This window comes from Streptomyces sp. NPDC085900, assembly GCF_044540925.1.
GTDB classification, from domain to species: domain Bacteria; phylum Actinomycetota; class Actinomycetes; order Streptomycetales; family Streptomycetaceae; genus Streptomyces; species Streptomyces gilvifuscus.
In genome coordinates this window covers 137,980-158,619 of sequence record NZ_JBITSP010000003.1, presented here as the reverse complement: position 1 = coordinate 158,619, position 20,640 = coordinate 137,980, and the positions used below count along the sequence as shown (strand labels likewise).

Genomic DNA, 20,640 nt, shown 5'->3' with positions numbered 1-20,640 from the left:
CCGCGGCGGGTGCCTACGCTCGAGACAGCGAGAGATCGGCGAGATCGGCGGGTCTGTATGGCCGCGGAATACCCGTTCGTGGGACGCGAGGGCGTGCTGGGTGAGCTGCGCGCGGCTCTGGAGGGTGCCGCGGCCGGCCGGGGCGGGCTGGTGACGCTGGCCGGGCCGGCGGGCGCGGGCAAGACGCGTACGGCCGGGGTGGCGGCCGGGCACGCCGAGGGCTTCCGCACGCTGTGGACGTGGTGCCCGCCGCAGACCGTCGGGCGCGCGTTCCGGCCCTGGTCGCGGCTGCTGCGCGAACTGGTCGCCGACGACGTGGCCTGCGGCCGGCTGGTCGCCGCGTCACCGCCGCTGCGGGCGCTGGTGTCCGGGTCCGGCCCCGGCGCGCTGCGCGGCGCGGACCCGGAGGCGGCCCGCCTGCGCCTGACCGCCGACGTGGCCGAGCTCCTCTCCACGGCCGCCCGGCGCCGGCCTCTCCTCCTCGTCCTGGACGACGCCCACGCCGCCGACGCGTCCTCCCTGCGCCTGCTCCTGGAGACGGCCGACACCGCCCGCACGATGCCGCTCCTGCTGCTGGCGACGGCTCGCGACGAGGAGGCGGCCTGGCAGGAGGGCGGTGGCGGGCCGGGCCGGGACCGAGAGCGGGCGCAACTGGTCCGCCGGGGGCGCGTGTTGGCGCTCGGGCCGTTGCCCGAGAGGGACGTGGCGACGCTCGTGGAGGCGGTGACCGGGGCGATACCGGAGTCGGAGGCGGTGCGGTCTCTGGTACGGCGCACCGGGGGCGAGGCGTTCTTCGTCACCGAGCTTCTGCGGAACGGGAGTTGGAACGGCGGGGCGGCGGAAGCAGAGGGCGCCGGGGCGTTCCCGGGTGCCGTGCGGGCCGCCGTACGGGAGCGGTTGGCCGATCTGACCCCACGGGCCGCGCGCCTGCTGGACGTGGCGGCCGTGCTCGGCACCCGGTTCCGGCTGGACGTGCTGGCCGAGGCCGCGGAGGTGCCGTTGCCGGAAGCGCGGTCGCTGTTGGGCGAGGCCGCCGGGGCCGGGCTGCTGGCGGAGGTGGGCCCCCACCGGGCCGGGTTCCGCCACGACCTGCTCCGCGACGCCGTGTACGACGCCCTCGCCCCCGCCGACCGCGCCGCCCTCCACCACACCGCCGCGGAGGTCCTGGCCGGTTACGCCCGCCGCGGCCGCGACACCGGCCCCGCGGAGGTCGCCCACCACCTGTTCCTCGCCGGCCCCGAACACGCGACGGAAGCGGCGAGACACGCCTGCGACGCGGCCGCCCGAGCGGAGGCACTGTTCGCCTTCGAGGACGCGGCCCGATGGTACGAACGCGCGGTGGACGCCTGGACCGACCGCGCCGAGCCGGCTGTTCCTGTCTCCGGGGGGCGTGTCGAGGGGGCCGCCCCTGCGTCCGACGGCCTTGTTGAGCGGTCGGCCCTTGCGTCCGGGGGGCGTGACGAGTCGGCCTCTTCGGTGTCCGGTGGCCCTGTCGAGTCGGCTGTCCCTGTGCCGGGTGGTGGTACCGAGTCCGCCCCGGCGTCGGGCGGCCGGGCCGAACCGGCGGCCCCTGTGTCGGGTCGTCGTGACGAGCCGGCTGTTCCTGACTCCGGGGACCGTGCTGAGCGGGCTGCGCCCGTGTCCGGTGGCGGTGCCGAGCGGGCCGTTCCTGCGTCCGGTGGTCGTGTCGAGTCGGCCGACCCTGTGCCGGGTGGCGGTGCCGAGTCCGCCCCTGTGTCAGGCGGCCGGGCCGAATCGGCGGCCCCAGTCTCCGGTGGTCGTGCCGCGTCGACCGCCTCTGTGTCCGGTGGTCGTGCCGAGCGGGCCGTTCCTGCGTCCGGTGGTCGTGTCGAGTCGGCCGGCCCTGTGCCGGGTGGCGGTGCGGAGTCCGCCCCTGTGTCGGGCGGCCGGGCCGAATCGGCGGCCCCAGTCTCCGGTGGTCGTGCCGCGTCGACCGCCTCTGTGTCCGGTGGTCGTGCCGAGCGGTCCGCCCCTGCGTCCGGTGGTCGTGCCGAGCGGTCCGCCCCTGTCTCCGGGGACCGTGCCAAGCCGGCCGCCCCCGCCGCCGGTGGTCGTGCCGAGCCCGCCGCCCCCGCCGCCGGTGGCCGTGCCGAGCCCGCCGCCCCCGCCGCCGGTGGCCGTGCCGAGCCCGCCGCCCCCGGGTCACCCGACCGTGCCGAGCTGGTCGAGATGTTGCTCGGGCTCGGTGCCGCGCGGCTCGGGGCGGGGGAGCGGGAGGCCGCTCGGGGTGCGCTGCTCAGGGCCGCCGGGACGGCGCGGGAACTCGGGCGCCCGGATCTGCTGGCGCGGGCGGCGCTGGGGCTCGGTACCGGCCCCGTCGGGTTCGAGGTCGACCTGGAAGACCGCCGGCAGGTCGACCTGCTGACGGAGGCGAGGGCCGCCCTCACCGCCGAGAGCGCCGCTCCCTTCACCGCACTCCGCGCCGCCGTCACCGCCCGGCTCTCGCTCGCCGCCGGGCTCGTCGAGTCGGCGGGGCGGCGGCTCGCCCTTGCCGAGGAAGCCGTCCGCACCGCCCGCGAGGCCGGTGACCCGGCCACCCTCGCCGCGGCCCTGGCCGCCCTGTGCGACGCCCGGCCCGGCCCCGACCACTGCCGTGACCGGCTCGACTGGTCCGCGCGGATCGTGGCCACCGCCCGCGACCTGCGCGACCCCACCCTCGAACTCCTAGGCAGACGGCTGCGGTCGGTCGCGCTGATGGAGACCGGCGCGTTCGCCGAGGCCGACGCGGAGGCGGCGGCGTACGAGGCGGTCGTACGACCGCTGCGGCACCCCCTGTACGCCTGGTACGTGCCGCTGTGGCGCGGCACGCGGGCGCTGATGGAAGGCCGGTACGAGGACTGCGCGACCGAGCTGGACGAGGTCGAGCAGCTGGGCCGCAGGGCCGGCAGTGCGAACGCCGGCCTGCTCGCCGCCACCCAGCGCTGGTGCCTGTACGCCGAGACGGGCGACCGCGCCGGGCTGGAGCGCGTCGGGGCCGAGGCGACCGTGCTCGAACGCTCCCCGATGCTGTGGCCGCGCGTCACGCTCGCGCTCCTGGCCGCCCAGTTCGGGCGCCCGGAAGAGGCCGCGCGCCGTCTGTCGGCCGTGGCACCCCGGATCGGCGGCGCGCCCCGGGACAGCGAGTGGCTGCCGATGGTGGCGCAGGCCGCGGAGACGGTGGCCGCCGTGGGCTCCCATCCCGCCGCCCCCGACCTGTACGACCTCCTCGCCCCCTACGCCGGCCTGTTCGTGGTGGAGGGCATCGGCGCGGCCGTACGGGGTCCCGTCGAGAGGCATCTCGCCCTGCTGGCCGCGGCCATGGGCGACCTGGACCGGGCCCGCACACACCGGGACGCGGCCCTGCGGGCGGCCGAGGCGGCGGGCGCCGTCGCACTCGTCGACCGGATCGCGCACGAGACGGCACAGCCCCCCACAGCCTCCACGCCCGCCCCCGACACCGCCCTCTTCCACCACGAAGGTCCCCTCTGGCACCTGTGCTACGCCGGTCGCGAGGCGCGTGTCCCCGACAGCAAGGGCCTGCACGACCTGGCCGTTCTCCTCTCCCGCCCCGGCACCCCCGTGCCCGCCGTCGAGCTGGCGTCACCCGGGCCCGTGGGCGAGCTCGGCGGGGACGCCACGGGCCTTCACCCCCAGGGCGACACCGGTGAGGCCGTCGACGCCGTCGCCCGGGCCGCGTACCGCCGTCGGCTGCGGGAGCTGGAGGAGGAGGCGCGGGACGCCGATGCCGCGGGGGACGCGGGGCGTTCGGAGCGGATCGCCGTCGAGCGGGACGCCCTCGTCGGGCAGCTCGCCGCCGCGTACGGGATCGGGGGCCGGGTCCGACGTACCGGCTCCCCGGCCGAACGCGCCCGCACGGCCGTGACCGCCCGTATCCGGGCGGCGGTGGAGCGTGTCGCCGCCGTCCATCCCGAGCTGGGCCGCCATCTGCGTACGGCCGTGCGCACCGGCACCCTCTGCGTCTACCAGCCGGAACAGCCGCCGGCGTGGCGCCTGTGAGCCCGCGCCTCACATCGTGCCGCCCGACCTGACGCCTCCTTCCCGACGGAGACACTCCGAGGGAAGGCAGGACACCATGCCCCGCACATCCAAGGCCGAGGCCGGACTCCAGGTGGACGAGCCGGTCATGGAAGGTCGCTACGCGCAGGTCGGTCCGTACACCGTGGGTTACGAGAGCATGAAGGCGGACATGGACCCCGCCCCGCTGTTCCGGGGCCTGCCCGACGACCGCTGCCAGTGCCCGCACTGGGGCCAGGTCATCAGCGGCAGGCTCGTGCTGCGCTACGCCGACCACGACGAGGTCTTCCACGCCGGCGACGCCTACTACGGCGCCCCCGGCCACCTCCCGCTCGTCTTCGCCGGCACCGAGATCGTCGAGTTCAGCCCCACCGCCGAGCTGACCGCCACCATGGAGGTCATCGGCCGCAACCTCGCCGGGGGCCGGTCATGACCACCGCGACCGACACCCGCGTCAAGGAACTCGCCGATCTCTTCGTGCGGTTCCTTCAGACCAACACGGCCCCCGACGGGCTGTTCACGGACGACGTGTTCATCGACCTGACCGTGCCGCAGTGGCGGCTGCAGGCCCGGGGGCGCGAGGAGTTCGTCGCGCTGCGCCGCCGTAGCCACCCCTTCCTCGGCACGGTCCCCCGCCATCGAGTCGACGCCACTCCCACCGGCTTCGTCCTCGAGGTCGAGGAGAGCTGGGAGGACGGACAAGGCACTTGGTACTGCCGGGAGTTGATGCGCGCCGAGATCAGGGACGGCCGCGTCGCAGAGGCCTGCGTCTACTGCACCGGCGACTGGGACCCGGCGACCAGGGCCGCACACGCCAGGGAGGTGGTCCTCCTGCGGCCCTAGCGGCAGGGGCGGAAGGACGGACGGGCGGACGTAGGAAACTCCTTAGAGGTTCCTGAGAATCGGCTCACGCGTGGCGTCGGTCATAGACAGTGGCTCGTGGGGCCCCGAAAGGTGGGGTGAAACGGAAGGAGCACCTCACCGTGGAACCCGCCGCGACGGCCGACGCCCACTCCTTGGCCGCGCCCCTCCCCGAGGTCTCCGACCTGCTCGACGGGCTGCCACGGCAGCGGGGCCCGGCCGCGGCGCCGGCACCGGTCGGCGCGCGTCGCACGGCCGGCCCCTCGCTGCTCCGCCCCTGGCGTCTCCTGCCCACCCCCACCGGCACCCCGGTCACCTTCGGTTACGCCGCCGTCCTCGCCGTCACCTCGCTCGTCGCCGCCTGTGCCTCCCCGGCCCTGGTGAACGCCCTGCAGCAGGGTTCCAGCACGGACGTGGCCCACCTCGTCCGCACCCCGGTGCTGGTCCTGCTGGCCAGCGCGCTGTGGGTGGCGGGCGGGCTCGTGTCGCCGTACGTCCTGTGCTTCCTGCTCGTCCTGACGGCCCTGGAGCGGCGGATAGGCGGCGCCCGCGCGATCGTCGTCTTCCTCCTCGGCCACGTCCTGGCCACCCTCGCGACGGAGGGCTCGGTGGGTCTGGCGGTTCTGGCCGGGCACCTCCCGGACAGTTCCCTGCACCGCCTCGACTACGGCATCAGCTTCGGGGTGGCCGCCGCCGTCGGCGCCCTCGCGGGCCTGCTCGGGCCGTGGCTGCGCTGGCCCCTGCTGATCCTGTTCGGCGGCATGCTGGTGGAGGACCTGATCGAGTTCACCGACCCGATGACCAACTGGGGTCACCTGATCTCCCTCTCGATAGGCATCGCGACCTGGCCGCTGGTCCGCCGCTGGCGTCACGAGGGCTGGGCGGCCCGTTCCTAGACGCGCGGCGCGCCCGTCACCGACATCACCAGGGAGTACACCGTGGTCGCGGCCGTGATGAACAGGCGGTTGTTCTTCGGGCCGCCGAAGGCCACGTTGGCCACCGTCCCGGGCACCCGGAGCCGACCGACGAGGGTGCCGTCCGGGTCGTAGCAGTGCACCCCGTCCTCCAGGGCGGCGGCCCACAGCCGGCCCTGGTCGTCGAGCCGGATGTTGTCGTAGTGCACGCCCTCCTCGGCCGCGGCGAAGACCTTTCCGCCGGACAGCGTGCCGTCGTCGGCGACGTCGAAGACGCGGATGCGGGCGGCCCGCGAGTCGGAGACGTACAGCCGCCGCTCGTCCGCCGACAGGATCACGCCGTTGGGTCCCTCGAACCCGTCGGCGGCCAGCAGCACCCGCCCGCTCGCGGGGTCGATCCGGTACACGTTGCAGGCGCCGATCTCTGACTCGGCGCGGTGGCCCTCGTAGTCGCTGAGGATGCCGAAGTCCGGGTCGGAGAACCAGATCGTGCCGTCGGAGCGTACGACGGCGTCGTTCGGGCTGTTGAGGCGCTTGCCGTCGTAGCGGTCGGCGAGGACGGTGACCGTGCCGTCGGGCTCGGTGCGGGTCACCCGCCGGTTGCCCTGCTCGCAGCTGACCAGCCGCCCCTGCCGGTCGAGCGTGTTGCCGTTGACGTGACCGGCGGGGTGCCGGAAGACGCTCACCGCCCCACTGGCCTCGTCCCACCGCAGCAGCCGGTCGTTGGGGATGTCGCTCCAGACCAGCTGCCGCCAGGCGGGCACGTACAGCGGCCCCTCCGCCCAGCGGCAGTCGTCGTACAGCACCTCCAGCCGCCCGTCGCCGTTGGCGCAGCGCCCCGTGAGGAAGCGGTCGTCCAGAACCTCGTACAGGCCGTTGACGACGTGACCGGACATGTCCACCCCTCGCTGCCGCTGATCGGAACGTGATCCAAGTTACGCCGTGTCAGGCCCCTCGCTGATCGCTTACAGCGAACGGCGCACGACCCCGGGAACATCCACGGGCCCCCGCGCATTGAGTCGGCATAGCTCAACTTGACTGCCGAAGGGGAGATCATGGCTTCGACGTCCACACCGCTCACCCTGCCTGTGCTGCCGCTCGACGGCGAGGTCGTGCTGCCCGGCATGGTGGTTCCGCTGGACCTCAATGACGCCGACGTACGCGCCGCGGTGGAGGCCGCCCAGGCCGCCGCCCGGTCCGAGCCCGGGAAGCCCAAGGTCCTCCTGGTTCCACGCATCGACGGGACGTACGCCGGCACCGGTGTCCTCGGCACCGTCGAGCAGGTCGGCCGGCTGGCCGACGGTGACCCGGGCGCCCTCATCCGCGGCCGTGGCCGTGTGAAGATCGGCGCCGGCACCACCGGGCCGGGCGCGGCGCTGTGGGTCGAGGGCACGCGGATCGACGAGACCGTTCCCGAGCCGCTGCCCGGTCACGTCGCCGAACTGGTCAAGGAGTACAAGGCCCTCGCCACCGCCTGGCTGCGCAAGCGCGGCGCCTGGCAGGTCGTGGACCGCGTGCAGGCCATCGACGACGTGTCCCAGCTCGCCGACAACTCCGGCTACTCGCCCTTCCTGACCACCGATCAGAAGATCGAACTGCTGGAGACCACCGACCCGGTGGCCCGCCTCAAGCTCGCCACCCAGCACCTGCGCGACCACCTCGCCGAGCAGGACGTCGCCGAGACCATCGCCAAGGACGTCCAGGAGGGCGTCGACAAGCAGCAGCGCGAGTTCCTGCTGCGCCGCCAGCTGGAGGCCGTGCGCAAGGAGCTGCGCGAGCTCAACGGCAAACAGGACGGCGAGGAGTCCGACGACTACCGCGCCCGGGTGGAGGCCGCCGACCTGCCGGAGAAGGTCCGCGAGGCCGCCCTCAAGGAGGTCGACAAGCTGGAGCGGTCCAGCGACCAGTCGCCCGAGGGCTCCTGGATCCGCACCTGGCTGGACACCGTCCTCGAACTGCCGTGGAACGAACGGACCGAGGACGCCTACGACATCCAGGGCGCCAAGGCGATCCTCGACGCCGAGCACGCGGGCCTGGAGGACGTGAAGGAACGCATCACCGAGTACCTGGCGGTGCGCAAGCGCCGCAGCGACCGCGGCCTCGGCGTCATCGGCGGCCGGCGCGGCGGTGCCGTCCTGGCCCTCGTCGGACCGCCCGGCGTCGGCAAGACCTCGCTCGGCGAGTCCGTCGCGCACGCCATGGGCCGCAAGTTCGTCCGGGTCGCCCTCGGCGGCGTCCGCGACGAGGCGGAGATCCGCGGCCACCGCCGTACGTACGTCGGCGCGCTGCCGGGCCGGATCGTCCGCGCGATCAAGGAGGCCGGTTCGATGAACCCGGTCGTCCTGCTCGACGAGATCGACAAGGTCGGCTCCGACTTCCGGGGCGACCCGGCGGCCGCCCTGCTCGAAGTCCTCGACCCGGCGCAGAACCACACCTTCCGCGACCACTACCTGGAGGTCGAACTCGACCTGTCGGACGTGGTGTTCCTCGCGACGGCGAACGTCCTGGAAGCCATCCCGGAGGCCCTGCTGGACCGGATGGAGCTGGTCCGCCTGGACGGCTACACCGAGGACGAGAAGGTCGTCATCGCCCGCGACCACCTGCTCCCGCGCCAGCTGGAGCGGGCCGGCCTGGACAAGGACGAGGTGACCCTCGACGAGAGCGCCCTGCGCAAGCTCGCCGGCGAGTACACCCGCGAGGCGGGCGTGCGCACCCTGGAGCGCTCGATCGCGCGGCTGCTGCGGAAGGTCGCGGCCCAGCACGAACTGGGCGACCGCGAACTGCCGTTCACCGTCACCGACGCCGACCTGCGCGGGCTGATCGGCCGCCCGCACCACGTCCCGGAGTCGGCGCAGGACCCGGCGGAGCGCCGTACGGCCGTCCCCGGTGTGGCGACGGGCCTGGCGGTCACCGGCGCCGGCGGCGACGTCCTGTTCGTCGAGGCGTCCCTCGCGGACCCCGAGACGGGCGCGGCGGGCCTGACGCTCACCGGCCAGCTGGGCGACGTCATGAAGGAGAGCGCACAGATCGCCCTGTCCTTCCTGCGCTCGCACGGCGCGGAACTGGAGCTGCCGGTCGCGGACCTCAAGGACCGCGGCGTGCACATCCACTTCCCGGCGGGCGCGGTCCCGAAGGACGGCCCCAGCGCCGGCGTCACCATGACGACGGCCCTGGCGTCCCTGCTCTCGGGCCGGCTGGTCCGCACGGACGTGGCGATGACCGGTGAGGTCTCGCTGACCGGCCGGGTCCTGCCGATCGGCGGGGTGAAGCAGAAGCTGCTGGCCGCGCAGCGCGCGGGGGTCACGACGGTGATCATCCCCAAGCGCAACGAACCCGACCTGGACGACGTCCCGGCCGAGGTGCTGGACAAGCTCGACGTCCACACCGTGACCGACGTCCGCCAGGTCCTGGAACTGGCGCTCGCGCCCGCGACGAGCGGCGCCGAGCCGGAGGTTCCGGTGGCGGCGTGACGGACGCCGCCGGACAGGCAGGGCCCGGGTCCCGTGAGGGAGGCCCGGGCCCTCGCCGTACGCGGGTGCGTCAGCCGTTCGCGAGAGCCTGGACGCGGTCCAGGGCGCCGTTGAACTTGTCGTGGTCGCCGACGGTCGGACCGGACGAGGTGTACTGCCACATCGTGTAGTAGCCCCAGCCGGCCGGCAGCGTCCCCGCGTCCGAGGCGTACCGCGCGATCCACAGCGGGTTGTTCGCCGCGAAGCCGCCGTAGTTGCCGGTGCAGTCCGTCCACCAGCTGGTGGCCGTGTAGATCACGGCGTCCCGGCCGGTGCGCGACCGGTAGGTGTTCAGGAAGTCGGCGATCCAGCTCGCCATCGCGCTCTGCGACTTGCCGTAGCAGGCGGCGCCGTACGGGTTCCACTCGATGTCGAGGACGCCGGGCAGGGTCTTGCCGTCGCGGGACCAGCCGCCGCCGTGGTCGACGAAGTAGTTGGCCTGGGTCGCCCCGCTGGTGGTGTCGGGGGTGGCGAAGTGGTACGCGCCGCGGATCATGCCGACGTTGTAGGAGCCGTTGTACTGCTGGGCGAAGTAGGGGTTGGTGTAGTACGTCCCCTCGGTCGCCTTGGTGTAGGCCCACCTGACCCCGCTGCTCCACAGGGTCGACCAGGCGACGTTGCCCTGGTAGCCGGAGACGTCGACGCCCTCGGTCTGGGTGACGGCGGTGGGGGCGGGAGTGCCGTGCTGCCCGTCGTGCGTGAGGACGCCCATGCCCATGTGGGCGGAGCCGCGGGCCGGGGTGGTGGTCGCCGCGTCGGCCGGGGCGGCGAGCGCGAGGGAGAGGGCGGTGAGCAGGAGCCCGGCGAGGAAGAGGCGCCGGGGGCGGAGCGGGTTCGGTCTGTGCACGGGCATGGCGTGACTCCGAAGGCTCGGTGATGCTCGGTGGGGGGAACACTGGGGTGCCGGTGGGGCGGCCGGCGCGGGCGGCCCGGTCCCGGCTCGTCAACGAAGCTACGCACGTAGACGAGCGGCTGGGAAGAGGGGCCGGACGGTGCCGTTGGTCTAGCCCTGCGAAATACTGACGGAGCTGCGGCGATGACGGGGTTTGGCGGAAACTTTCAGGACCGGGAAAACCGAGGCAGGGACTGACGTGCACGAAGACGGAAACGGCGACGGAGGCCGGCTCGGAGCGGAGCCGTCGGCGAGTGGTGCAGACCAGGAGTACCTGTCCCTGGAACGCGAACTGACGATCCTGTTCCGGCGCGCCCGCGCCAACCAGGGCGAGATGGCCCGCGAGGTCCACCCCGACCTGGAGTCGGCGGCCTACGGTCTGCTGATCCGGCTCGACGAGTGCGGACGCCAGCGCGCGACCGAACTCGCCGCCTACATCGGCGTCGGCAAGGCCACCATGTCCCGTCAGCTCCGGGCTCTGGAGGATCTCGGCCTGGTGGCCCGCGAGCCCGACCCGGCCGACGGACGGGCGTGGCTCGTGCATCTGACCCGGGAGGGGCACGAGCGGGTCGCCAAGGTGCGCGACGCCCGACGGGCCCGGTACTTCAGCCAGCTCTCCCACTGGGACCGCGGGGAGGTGGCCCAACTGGCGCACCTTCTGGGGCAGTTGAACCGCGGTATGGAGCGGTAGGGAAGCCCTCCCGCGGGGTCGGCCGGTCGTTCAAGAGTGCGTCATGTGGCGCCGGACGGTGAGAGCACGGCGGCCGCCGGACGTACCAAGGGGCGACAGGACGGCGACTCCCCCAGAAGGGCAACCTCGTGATCCCGCACCGCATCGTGATCGCCTCGGCCACCGGCCTCATCGCAGCGTTCCTGCTGGCGGCGTGCAGCTCCACCGGCTCCGACGCCTCCGGCACGGCTGCCGGCACCCCGGCGGCCGTCGCCTCCTCCGGTCCCGCCACCTCGGCACCTGCCGCCTCCGCACCGGCCGACCCCTCTCCGGCCGGCGGCGGACAGTCGGTCACGACCGCCGTGCGCGGCGCGGGCGGCACGGTCACCGACGGCAACGGGATGACCCTCTACCGCTACGACCGTGACCGGCCGAACCCGTCCCGGTGGACGTGCTCCGGCGCGTGCGTGAAGACGTGGATCCCGGTGATCGTGCAGGACCCGGTGCAGAGCTCGGGAGTCGACAAGAGTCTGCTCGGCACGGTCCACCGCGACGGCAAGCCCCAGCTCACCCTCGCCGGCTGGCCGCTGTACCGGTACGTGGGCGACACCGCGGCCGGGCAGACCAACGGCCAGGGCAGGGACGGGCAGTGGCACGCCGTCACCCCCACCGGCGGCCGGGCCGGCTGAGCGGGTGCGGCCGCGCGCCTCAGGGAAGCTCGACGTACACGACCGTCGCGTCGTCGTGTGTCTTGCCGCGCCGCAGATGCACCCGCTCGTGCTCGTCGGCCCGTTCCAGCTCCCGGACCCGGTTCACGAGCGCCTGCGCCCCCTCCTTGCCCATGAACCGCAGACAGTCCTCCCAGTCGCCCTCCCCGAACCGCTCCACCCACCGCGCGGCCCCGTCCGTCAGCGCGGCCAGCGCCCGCACCCGGCCCCGCGGCACCGCGCCGGTCACCGCCCGCGCCGCCACGGCCGGATCGGCCGCCGCCGTGAAGAAGCCGCCCTCCTTGTTGCGGACCGTCGAGTCCACGATCGCGTCCGTGGCCAGCGAGGCGGCCGGCAGGCGGGAGATGCGGTCGTCCAGCACCGCCGTGACCAGGCCGTCCGCAGATCGCAGCAGCAGGACCGAGTCGGACAGGACCAGGTACTCGACCGTCTCCGTGTCCCACCGGGCGACGACCACGGTCGCCTGCGGTGTACGCGGGTGAGAAAGGTCACAGGTCCGCTCATGCGCCTCGGCGGTACGGGTGATGGCGCGGGAGAGCACCTCGGTCAGCGGCACATCCGGGAGGGAAACGGTCAGTTCGGTCAGCGCGCCGCCCAGGCGGGCCGTGAACCAAGGGACCGAATGCAGACAGCCCGTCCCGCCGCGCGGCGGCGTCACACCGTCCAGGACGACCACCGCGCCGCCCCGGCCGGAAGCGGGCAGCGCCACCGCGGCGAAGTCCTCGTTGGGACGGCCGGGATCGCCGGGTTCCGAAACAAGTTCCGTACGCATCCGGCCAGTCTCCACGACGTCTTCACAGTGTTCACCAAAGGCTGGCACCGGTCGCCGAATTGGCGCACTCGCGCAGGTCAGACGTCTGATTTGGGGGGTAATCCGTTGGTCCGGGAAAGCGCGGCGGCGAATACTGCCACCGCCCGTCGCAGACGTCCAACCGGCCCGCCCCGAAGGGCGCCCGCAATCGCCGGAGGAACTTGCCCGCCAACTCCACTCCGAGGTTCACTCCTTCGGGTGGCGGGTCAGGTGATGCGCGACCGCTGCCCAACGGAGTTGGGAGGGTCGGGACCCGTACCCGGGTGCGCGGTCGGCGTCAGTTGACGGAACGTCACCCGGGCCCACGAGTATCACGAGTCAGGAATGCGAGCACCGGTGCAGAAGACGCGGCCTCGTCGCACAGGCAAGCAGACGGCCCCCCAAGGGGGTTCGGAGCAGCCCTCCGGCACCGTCACCGGCAAGGGCCGGCCCACTCACGTACGCAATCGGCTCATCGTCGCCGTAGCCGTCGTGGCCGCCGCCATAGCCGGCGCGGGAGCCCCGTCCGTCCTGGCCGCCTCCGGGCAGCTGAAGGACTCCCAGGACCTGGTGACGCTGGCGGGCCAGACCCAGGACGCGCTGGTCCTCGCGCACTCCCTGGCCGACGAGCGGGACGACGTCACGTCGTACATCGCGGCCGGCCGGTCCAAGTCCAAGGCGCCCTCCGAGCAGCGCAGCGCCCGCGTCGACCGGCAGATCGAGGAGCTGCGCGCCGACCCCGACATCCCCGCCTCGCTCCGCGGTGACCTCGACGGCATCGCGAGCCTGCGCCGCTCCGCGCTCACCGGCAAGAGCAGCGCCCTCGAGACGCACGACGCCTACTCCGCGGCCATCGCCGGACTCCACCGGCTCGCCGAGGAGCTGGCCGAGAAGATGCCGCCCGGGGCCGGAGGCGGCGCCCACGCGCTCGCCCAGCTCGACACCGCCGTACAGCAGTCGGCCGCCGCCCGCGGGCTGCTGCTGGCCGCCCTCGGCGTGCCGCGCTCCACGCAGACCGTCATCAGCCCCGTCACCGGGCTGCCGACCACGACCACCGGCTCCTCCACCGCCGACGCCAAGACGCGCGACGCCCTGACCGCCGCCGCCCAGCAGGCCCGGCTGCGCTCCGACGCCGCCCTCGCCGGCTTCCGCGAGACGGCGCCCAAGGCGGCCCTCGCGTCGTACGACTCCACGGTCACCGGCGGCGAGGTCAACCAGGCCGAGAAGTACCTGGCCTCCCTCACCGACCAGCCGACCCTGAGCGACTCCGAACTCGGCACCTCCGCCTCCAAGGTCGACGCCGCGCTCTCCGCCCGCGTCGACATGATGCGCGGCGTCGAGTCCGCCCTCTACGACCGCCGCACCAAGGACCTCGCGAAGCTGCGCGACGACGACGTCACCGCGCTGGAGATCCGGATCGCCGTCCTGGGCGCGCTGATGCTCCTCGCCGTCGGCGTCGCCACGGGGATGGCCCGCAGCCTCACCCGCCCCCTGTCGGTGCTGCGCCGCGGCTCCGCCCGGCTCGCCGAGTCGGCCGACCCCACCGCCGAGGAACCGGTCACCTTCACCGGCCGCAACGACGAGTTCGCCCAGGTCGTCCGCTCCGTCAACGCCCTGCACGCGCACGCCGCCGCCCTGCACGAACGCGTCACCACGCTGGAGTCCGACCGCAAGCACCTGGTCGGGCAGCGGCAGAAGATGGCCGACGCCCGCGAGGAGCTGCGCGCCGAACTGACCGACTCCGCCGCCCAGCTGGAGCGCCTGCGGGACAGCATCGGCGGCACCTTCGTGAACCTGGCGCTGCGCACGCTCGGCCTGGTCGAGCGCCAGCTGACGGTCATCGAGAGCCTGGAGGAGCGCGAGCAGGACCCCGAGCGCCTCGCGACCCTCTTCAAGCTCGACCACTTCGCCACGGTCATGCGCCGCCACAGCGAGAACCTCCTGGTCCTCGCCGGTACGGAACACGTGCAGCAGCACGCGGGTCCGGTGCCGCTGGTCGACGTGGTGCGGGCCGCGGTGAGCGAGATCGAGCGCTACGAGCGGGTCCGCATCTCCGCCCTTCCCCCGCACGCCCACGTGGCCGGCTTCGCCGCGGACGACCTCTCGCACCTGCTGGCGGAACTGCTGGAGAACGCGGCCTCGTTCTCCCCGCCGGACATGCCCGTCGAGGTCTCCGGCTGGCTGCTGGAGAACGGCGAGGTCATGCTCTCCGTCCAGGACGAGGGCATCGGCATGACCGCGGACCGGATGACCCGCCTGAACACCCGCCTCGCCGAGTTCGACCCCGAGTCCCCCTACGACCAGGAGGGCGAGGAGGGCCTCGGTCTCGGCCTGTACGTCGTCGCCCGCCTCGCCCACCGGCACGGCGTCCGCGTCCAGTTGCGCGAGCAGAAGCAGGGCGGGGTGGCCGCGGTCGTCGTCCTGCCCAAGCCGCTGCTGGCGGCGGCACCGTCGTCCGCGGTGCCGGTGTCGTCGTCCTCGGTGCCGACCCCCCACACCTTCTCGCTCCCCGGCGCCGACGCCGAGGCCAACTCCAACGTCCTGCACGCCCGCAAGCCCGCCACCGACCCGCTGGTGGCCCTGGCGGAGAAGGCGGTGCAGGAGGTGCAGGAGAGCCCAGAGGCCCAGGACGCCGTGACGGAGCCGCCCGGGGCCCCGGAGACGGCGGCGGACCTCCCCGCCCCGCGCCCGGCCGCGGAGTCCGCGGACGACTTCGTCGCCGACCGGCGACGGGAGTCGGCGCCCGGCGCCCGCGGGGCGCACGAGGAAGCGGCGCCCGCCCCGGAGCGGCCGGCCGAGACCACCATGGAGCTCCTGATCCCGGCCCCGGCGACGGAGGAACCGGCTCCCGCACCGGCCGACCTGCCGGAGGCGCACGGCCGTCCGGCGGAGGCGACGGCCGAGCAGGGATCCGCCCACCCCCGTACCACCCCGGAGCCCGCGGCCGCCGACGGCGAGTACGCCCCGACGGCCGAAGGCGGAGCCGAGGGCGCGGCCGAACACACCCGCACCCCGGACGAGGAGGAGCCCGTCACCGCGAAGGGTCTCCCCAAGCGCACCCCGAAGATCACCACCCCCACCGAGGCACCCCGCCAACGGGGCGGATCCGTCGACGCCGATGCTCTGCGCCGCAGGCTGGGCGGCTTCCGTCGGGGGGCGGAGGCCGGCTACCGCGACGTACAGGCGGAGATCGCCGAGCAAACAGGCCAGACCCAGGCTCCCGCCACAGAATCAGCCACATCCGAAGAAGCCACGGGGGGCACAGTCGAGGAGGCAAGCAGTTGACCGCGCCCAGTACCTTCGGACTGAGCAGTGAAGCCCGTAACCTGCACTGGCTGCTGACGAACCTGGTCGAGGAGGTGCCGGGCATCCAGTCAGTGGCGGTCGTCTCCTCCGACGGGCTGCTCCTGCTCTCCTCCGACCAGTCCCGCAACGACGAGGCCCGCCAGGCGCAGACCCGCACCGCGGCGAAGGGCCCCCGCGGCTCCGCCGCCGACCTCGCCACCATCGTCTCCGGCATCGGCAGCCTCACCATCGGCGCCGCCCGGCTGATGGACTCCGGCCCCGTGAAGCACACGATGGTCGCGATGGACGAGGGCAGCCTGTTCGTGATGTCGATCAGCGACGGCTCGCTGCTCGGCGTGCACGGCTCCGCGGACTGCGACATGAGCGTGGTGGCGTACCACATGGCGCTGTTCGTCGGCCGCGCCGGCCACGTCCTGACCCCTGAACTCCGCAGCGAGCTGCGAAAATCCCTGGAGCAGGAGTCCGCGGGGAGTGCCCGATGACCAGTGACAAGCAGCAGAGGCGGACGCTCCCCGTCCGCGGCGGCGACCGCAAACCGGCCCGCGTCCGCCCCTACTCGCTCACCGGCGGCCGTACCCGCTTCGGACACGTTCTCCTCGTGGAGACGTTCGTCGCGGCGCTCGAGGCCCCCGAGGAGCGCAAGGAACTGACGAATGGTTCCCTCAGCACCCGGGTGATGCCCGAGATGCAGGCCATCGTCGAACTGTGCCGCCGTATGCGCACGGTGGCCGAGATCGCCGCGCTGCTGAAGATGCCGCTCGGCGTGGTCCGCGTGCTGCTCAGCGATCTCGCGGACCAGGGAAAGATCCGTGTGTACGGCACCGGGACCGGCCACGGCACGGGCCGTCCGGACCGCGCGCTGCTGGAAAGGGTGCTGAGTGGACTCCGCCGTCTCTGACGCCGCTGGCGTCGCCGCCTTCGCCGACCCCGACGAGAACCTGCAGTCCTGGCAGACGGACCGCACCCGCGCCCCGATCGCCACGAAGATAGTCGTGGCGGGCGGGTTCGGCGTCGGCAAGACGACCCTGGTCACCGCCGTCTCGGAGATCACGCCCCTGCAGACCGAGGCGCTGATGACCGAGGCCAGCGAGGAGACCGACGACCTCACCGCCACGCCCGGCAAGCTGACCACCACCGTGGCCATGGACTTCGGCCGTCTCACCCTCGACGACGACCTGGTGCTCTACCTGTTCGGCACGCCGGGCCAGCAGCGGTTCTGGTTCATGTGGGACGACCTGGTGCGCGGCGCGATCGGCGCCGTCGTGCTGGCCGACACCCGGCGGCTGAAGGACTGCTTCCCCGCGCTCGACTACTTCGAGAGCTGCGGACTGCCGTACGTCGTCGCGGTCAACCACTTCGACGGCAGCGAGCTGTTCGAACCGGAGGACGTGCGGGAGGCGTTGACGATCCCCGCCCACATACCTGTAATGATCATGGATGCGCGGCGGAGGATCTCGGTGATCGAGACTCTCCTGTCCCTCGTCGGCCACGCGCTCGACGAGACCCCCGAGTAGTCGCCCTTTAGGAGCAGTCACCCGCATGCGGAAGATACTCGTCGTAGGAGCCGGCCAGTCCGGACTCCAGCTCGCCCTCGGCCTCCAGTCGCACGGGTACGAGGTCACCCTGATGTCCAACCGGACGGCGGACGAGATCCGTTCCGGCCGGGTCATGTCGACGCAGTGCATGTTCCACACGGCACTGCAGCACGAGCGCGATCTCCAGCTGAACTTCTGGGAGTCCCAGGCCCCGAAGATCGAGGGACTCGGCGTCTCGGTGGCGGCCCCCGGCTCCTGGAGCGAGGGCCCGGCCGCCCGTGCGATCGACTGGGTGGGCGACCTCGACGGGTACGCGCAGTCGGTCGACCAGCGGGTGAAGATGGCCGGCTGGATGGAGACCTTCGCGCAGCGCGGCGGCCAGCTGGTCATCCACGGCGCGGCCGTGTCCGACCTCGACTACTTCTCCCGCACCTACGACCTGGTGCTGGTGTCGGCGGGCAAGGGCGAGCTGGTGTCGATGTTCGGCCGGGACGCCTCGCGTTCCCAGTACAGCGAGCCGCAGCGCGCCCTGGCCGTCTCCTACGTGCACGGACTCGGCCCGCGTCCCGAGCACCCGGACCGCGAGGCGGTCCGCTGCAACCTGGTCCCGGGCGTGGGCGAGCTGTTCGTCATGCCGACGCTCACCACCTCCGGCCGCGCCGACATCCTGTTCTGGGAGGGCATACCCGGCGGCCCGCTCGACGTCTTCAACGGCGTCAAGGACCCCGCGGAGCACCTCTCCCTGACCCTGGAACTCATGGAGCGGTACACGCCCTGGGAGTACGCGCGGGCCACCAAGGTCGAACTGACCGACGCCGGCGGCACGTTGTCCGGCCGGTACGCCCCGACCGTCCGCAACCCCATCGGCCGCCTCCCCGGCGGCGGTCTGGTCCTCGGTGTGGCCGACGTCGTCGTCGCCAACGACCCGATCACCGGACAGGGCTCCAACTCGGCCTCCAAGTGCGCCGCCGCCTACCTCGCGTCGATCCTGGAGCACGGCGAGAAGGAGTTCGACGAGAGCTGGATGCAGGCGACGTTCGACCGCTACTGGCAGACGGCCCAGCACGTCACCAAGTGGACGAACGCGATGCTCGCGCCGCCGCCGGAGCACATCCTCAACCTGATCGGCGCCGCCGGCCAGCTGCAGCCGGTCGCCGACCGGTTCGCCAACGGCTTCGACAATCCTGCCGACTTCGAGAACTTCTTCTACGAGCCGGCGAAGGCGGAGGCCTACCTCGCCTCGGTCGCAGGGGCCTGATCACCGTCCGGCCGCACGGCCCCGAGGACGGGATACGAGGCGATGGGGGAGACCTTGATCTGCTCGCCCGTCCTGGGGGCCTGGATCACCTTTCCCGCGCCCAGGTACATCGCCACGTGCGTGGCCTCGGGGAAGTAGACCACCAGGTCGCCGGGGCGCAGCCGGTCGAGGGGGACCTTCGGCAGCCGCGCCCACTGCTCCTGGCTGGTGCGGGGAACCGGCACCCCGGCGTGCGCCCACGCCTGGGACGTCAGCCCCGAGCAGTCGTACGACTCCGGGCCCGCCGCGCCCCACCGGTACGGCTTGCCGAGCTGCTGCACCGCGTAGCGCAGGGCCCGGTCGCCCGCCCGTGACGGCTCGCGCTCGTCGCCGAGCGCCCCGGAGGTCACGAGCGAGCGCTGCGCGGTGTCGACGCCGCTCTTCTCCAACTCGCCGACTGTGGCGATCTGTTGCGGGGTGAGCGAGACGAGGAGCTCCTCGACGTCCCGCAGCCGCTTCTGTACGTCGTCGCGGTTCTTCTTCTGCCGTGCGTCGAGGGTGAGTTGCTCGTCGAGCGCTTTGCGCGCCTTGCGGGCGAGGTCGGCGGCCTTCTTCTCGGTGCCGGTGAGGCGGCCGACGGTCCTGGCGCGTTCCTGGGCCAACTGGCCGATGACATGGCCCTCGTCGAGGGCCTGCTGGGGGTCGCGGGCGAGGAGCAGGCGGACGTAGGGGGAGAGGGCGGTGCTGTTCTGGTACTGCTCGCGGGCCAGCCGTCCCGCCGCGCCCCGGCTGTCGCGCAGGGCGAGCCGGGTGCGGGTCAGCTCGGTGTCCAGGCGTTCGACCTCGGCCCGCTGCTTCGTCAGCTTCTCCTCGGTGGCGTCGTACGTCTCGGTGGCCCGCTCGGCCTCCCGGTACAGTCGCTGAAGGTCCGTCAGCAGTTCGGAGACGGAACGCTCGCCGGTCCCGGGCTCGGGAGCGGCCGTGGCGGGCAGCGGTGCGAGGACGGTGCCGGCCGCCACCGCGGCCGTACACACCAGACGCAGAAGCCTTCCTGACATGCCATCACCTCCGGTGCGGGGCAGCCCCTCTGCCCCGCACCGCGAGCCTGCGACGGACTCCGGAGCTTCGCGCGGCGAGTGTGCGCGGTTCGGCGCAACCTCGTCACCCGTCGGTGTCCTCCGGCTTGCCGCCCGGCGTGGCGTCCGGACGGGACCAGGGCCACTTCGGCCGGCCGGTGTCCCCGCCCTCCGGGTCGTACGCGTACTTCCAGCCCTGCGGGATCCCGAGCCGCTTGCTGTGCCCGCGGGGCACCCGCCGGTAGACCAGCACGGTGTCCGGCCCGCCGGCCGGGTCGGGGACCGGGATGCGGTAGGTCTTGGGCGGGTGCCCGGTGGCACCGACCAGCACCGGCAGCACCCGGCCGTCCATGGGCCCACCCTCGAAAGGGGTCGGTTCGCTTCTCACGGCACCAGTGTCAGACATCCTCGGCCATGGTCCGCACCAGTGCCGCGGTCTGCGGGTCCCGGTTCGCGGTCACGCTGAGGACGGCCACGAACTGCTCCACCAGCCAGTCCCGCAGTTCGTCGAGCGGCGGCTGCTTGTCCTCGTCCAGCCAGATCAGCGAGGCCGCCTCCACGGCGGTGATCCACATCCGCACGGTCATGCGCAGTCGCAGACCGGGGTCGCTCACCCCGAGGTGGTTGAGGATGTGCTCGGCGGCGGCCCGGCGCACGCCGTCCACGATGGCGGTCGTCCGGGACGTCTCGACGACGCTGCCGCCCTGGAGGAGGGCGCTGAACCCGGCGTCGTGCTGGTCGACGAAGGCCAGGTAGCGGTCGAGGGCGCGGGCGAGGCGGGGCAGGAGCGGCCCCTTCCGTGGTTCGTCGAAGCACAGCCGCAGCTCGTCGGCGGCCGACCGCAGCGCGGCCTCGTACAACTGCTGCTTGCCGCCCGGGAAGTACCGGTACACCAGTGGGCGGGAGACTCCGGCCGCCTCTGCCACGTCGTCGAGGGAGACCTCTTCGGGCGCGCGGTGCGCGAAGAGGCCGAGGGCGGCCTCGAGGAGCTGACTACGGCGCTCCTCGACACTCAGGCGGCGATAGGCGGGCGCGGCAGGGGTCATGGATGCAGCGTAGTCGGCCCCCCACCGGCCCGCGGACGGCG

Annotated in this window: 18 protein-coding genes; 12 read left to right on the top strand and 6 right to left on the bottom strand. The window is 73.3% G+C overall.

Going from position 1 to position 20,640, the window contains the following annotated elements:
• The first annotated feature begins 57 nt into the window (after positions 1 to 57).
• The 4 genes from ACIGDI_RS10080 (at position 58) to ACIGDI_RS10065 (ending at position 5,792) form a co-directional block, all read left to right on the top strand.
• Positions 58 to 4,017, top strand: a complete 3,960-nt coding sequence (locus tag ACIGDI_RS10080; RefSeq protein ID WP_399893369.1) for an AAA family ATPase — start codon at positions 58 to 60, stop codon at positions 4,015 to 4,017.
• Positions 4,018 to 4,093: 76 nt separating this feature from the next.
• Positions 4,094 to 4,468, top strand: coding sequence for a hypothetical protein (locus ACIGDI_RS10075; protein WP_399893366.1), 375 nt, complete (start codon positions 4,094 to 4,096; stop codon positions 4,466 to 4,468).
• Entirely contained in the window at positions 4,465 to 4,878 is a 414-nt protein-coding gene (locus tag ACIGDI_RS10070; protein ID WP_399893363.1) for a hypothetical protein, read from the top strand. Before ACIGDI_RS10075 ends, ACIGDI_RS10070 begins: the two co-directional genes overlap by 4 nt.
• Positions 4,879 to 4,994: 116 nt before the next feature.
• Positions 4,995 to 5,792, top strand: a complete 798-nt coding sequence (locus tag ACIGDI_RS10065; protein ID WP_399893360.1) for a rhomboid-like protein — start codon at positions 4,995 to 4,997, stop codon at positions 5,790 to 5,792.
• Here the strand turns inward: ACIGDI_RS10065 and ACIGDI_RS10060 are convergent.
• Entirely contained in the window at positions 5,789 to 6,706 is a 918-nt protein-coding gene (locus tag ACIGDI_RS10060) for an SMP-30/gluconolactonase/LRE family protein (RefSeq protein WP_399893356.1), read from the bottom strand. The genes ACIGDI_RS10065 and ACIGDI_RS10060 overlap by 4 nt on opposite strands.
• Before the next feature lie 159 nt (positions 6,707 to 6,865).
• Here ACIGDI_RS10060 and lon point away from each other — a divergent pair, with 159 nt between their 5' ends.
• A complete protein-coding gene (gene lon / locus ACIGDI_RS10055) occupies positions 6,866 to 9,280 on the top strand; it encodes an endopeptidase La (protein ID WP_399893353.1) in 2,415 nt (804 codons plus the stop codon).
• A gap of 70 nt (positions 9,281 to 9,350) precedes the next feature.
• On the opposite strand, the gene ACIGDI_RS10050 is transcribed toward lon, so the two are convergent.
• Positions 9,351 to 10,172, bottom strand: coding sequence for a lysozyme (locus tag ACIGDI_RS10050; protein WP_399893350.1), 822 nt, complete (start codon positions 10,170 to 10,172; stop codon positions 9,351 to 9,353).
• A 238-nt stretch (positions 10,173 to 10,410) separates the two neighbouring features.
• Here ACIGDI_RS10050 and ACIGDI_RS10045 point away from each other — a divergent pair, with 238 nt between their 5' ends.
• Both ACIGDI_RS10045 and ACIGDI_RS10040 read left to right on the top strand, forming a co-directional pair.
• On the top strand, positions 10,411 to 10,902 hold the full coding sequence (locus tag ACIGDI_RS10045) for a MarR family winged helix-turn-helix transcriptional regulator (RefSeq protein WP_399893347.1): 492 nt from the start codon (positions 10,411 to 10,413) through the stop codon (positions 10,900 to 10,902).
• A gap of 128 nt (positions 10,903 to 11,030) precedes the next feature.
• On the top strand, positions 11,031 to 11,570 hold the full coding sequence (locus ACIGDI_RS10040) for a hypothetical protein (protein ID WP_399893344.1): 540 nt from the start codon (positions 11,031 to 11,033) through the stop codon (positions 11,568 to 11,570).
• A gap of 19 nt (positions 11,571 to 11,589) precedes the next feature.
• Here ACIGDI_RS10040 and ACIGDI_RS10035 read toward each other — a convergent pair whose 3' ends face one another.
• Positions 11,590 to 12,381 carry a protein phosphatase 2C domain-containing protein gene (locus tag ACIGDI_RS10035; RefSeq protein ID WP_399893341.1) on the bottom strand — a complete coding sequence of 264 codons (792 nt, stop codon included), beginning with the start codon at positions 12,379 to 12,381 and terminating at the stop codon, positions 11,590 to 11,592.
• A gap of 375 nt (positions 12,382 to 12,756) precedes the next feature.
• On the opposite strand from ACIGDI_RS10035, the gene ACIGDI_RS10030 reads away from it, so the two are divergent.
• The 5 genes from ACIGDI_RS10030 to ACIGDI_RS10010 are packed head-to-tail and all read left to right on the top strand — an operon-like array spanning position 12,757 to position 18,498.
• A complete protein-coding gene (locus ACIGDI_RS10030) occupies positions 12,757 to 15,684 on the top strand; it encodes a nitrate- and nitrite sensing domain-containing protein (protein ID WP_399893338.1) in 2,928 nt (975 codons plus the stop codon).
• The gene (locus ACIGDI_RS10025) at positions 15,681 to 16,187 is read left to right on the top strand and encodes a roadblock/LC7 domain-containing protein (RefSeq protein WP_142142437.1); all 507 of its coding nucleotides are present in this window, start codon (positions 15,681 to 15,683) and stop codon (positions 16,185 to 16,187) included. Before ACIGDI_RS10030 ends, ACIGDI_RS10025 begins: the two co-directional genes overlap by 4 nt.
• On the top strand, positions 16,184 to 16,603 hold the full coding sequence (locus tag ACIGDI_RS10020) for a DUF742 domain-containing protein (protein ID WP_200702154.1): 420 nt from the start codon (positions 16,184 to 16,186) through the stop codon (positions 16,601 to 16,603). Before ACIGDI_RS10025 ends, ACIGDI_RS10020 begins: the two co-directional genes overlap by 4 nt.
• Positions 16,584 to 17,219 (top strand): GTP-binding protein, encoded by a 636-nt coding sequence (locus tag ACIGDI_RS10015; protein WP_399893333.1) that lies wholly within the window; start codon positions 16,584 to 16,586, stop codon positions 17,217 to 17,219. Before ACIGDI_RS10020 ends, ACIGDI_RS10015 begins: the two co-directional genes overlap by 20 nt.
• A 25-nt stretch (positions 17,220 to 17,244) precedes the next feature.
• Positions 17,245 to 18,498, top strand: coding sequence for a styrene monooxygenase/indole monooxygenase family protein (locus tag ACIGDI_RS10010; RefSeq protein WP_399893330.1), 1,254 nt, complete (start codon positions 17,245 to 17,247; stop codon positions 18,496 to 18,498).
• Here the strand turns inward: ACIGDI_RS10010 and ACIGDI_RS10005 are convergent.
• The 3 genes from ACIGDI_RS10005 to ACIGDI_RS09995 form a co-directional block, all read right to left on the bottom strand.
• A complete protein-coding gene (locus ACIGDI_RS10005) occupies positions 18,471 to 19,535 on the bottom strand; it encodes an NlpC/P60 family protein (RefSeq protein WP_399893327.1) in 1,065 nt (354 codons plus the stop codon). The two genes, ACIGDI_RS10010 and ACIGDI_RS10005, sit on opposite strands and share 28 nt — an antisense overlap.
• 103 nt (positions 19,536 to 19,638) lie before the next feature.
• Positions 19,639 to 19,959 (bottom strand): hypothetical protein, encoded by a 321-nt coding sequence (locus tag ACIGDI_RS10000; protein WP_399893324.1) that lies wholly within the window; start codon positions 19,957 to 19,959, stop codon positions 19,639 to 19,641.
• Positions 19,952 to 20,599: a TetR/AcrR family transcriptional regulator gene (locus tag ACIGDI_RS09995; protein WP_399893321.1), complete on the bottom strand. Its 648-nt coding sequence runs from the start codon at positions 20,597 to 20,599 to the stop codon at positions 19,952 to 19,954. The genes ACIGDI_RS10000 and ACIGDI_RS09995 overlap by 8 nt, the downstream gene beginning before the upstream one ends.
• Positions 20,600 to 20,640 lie beyond the last annotated feature (41 nt).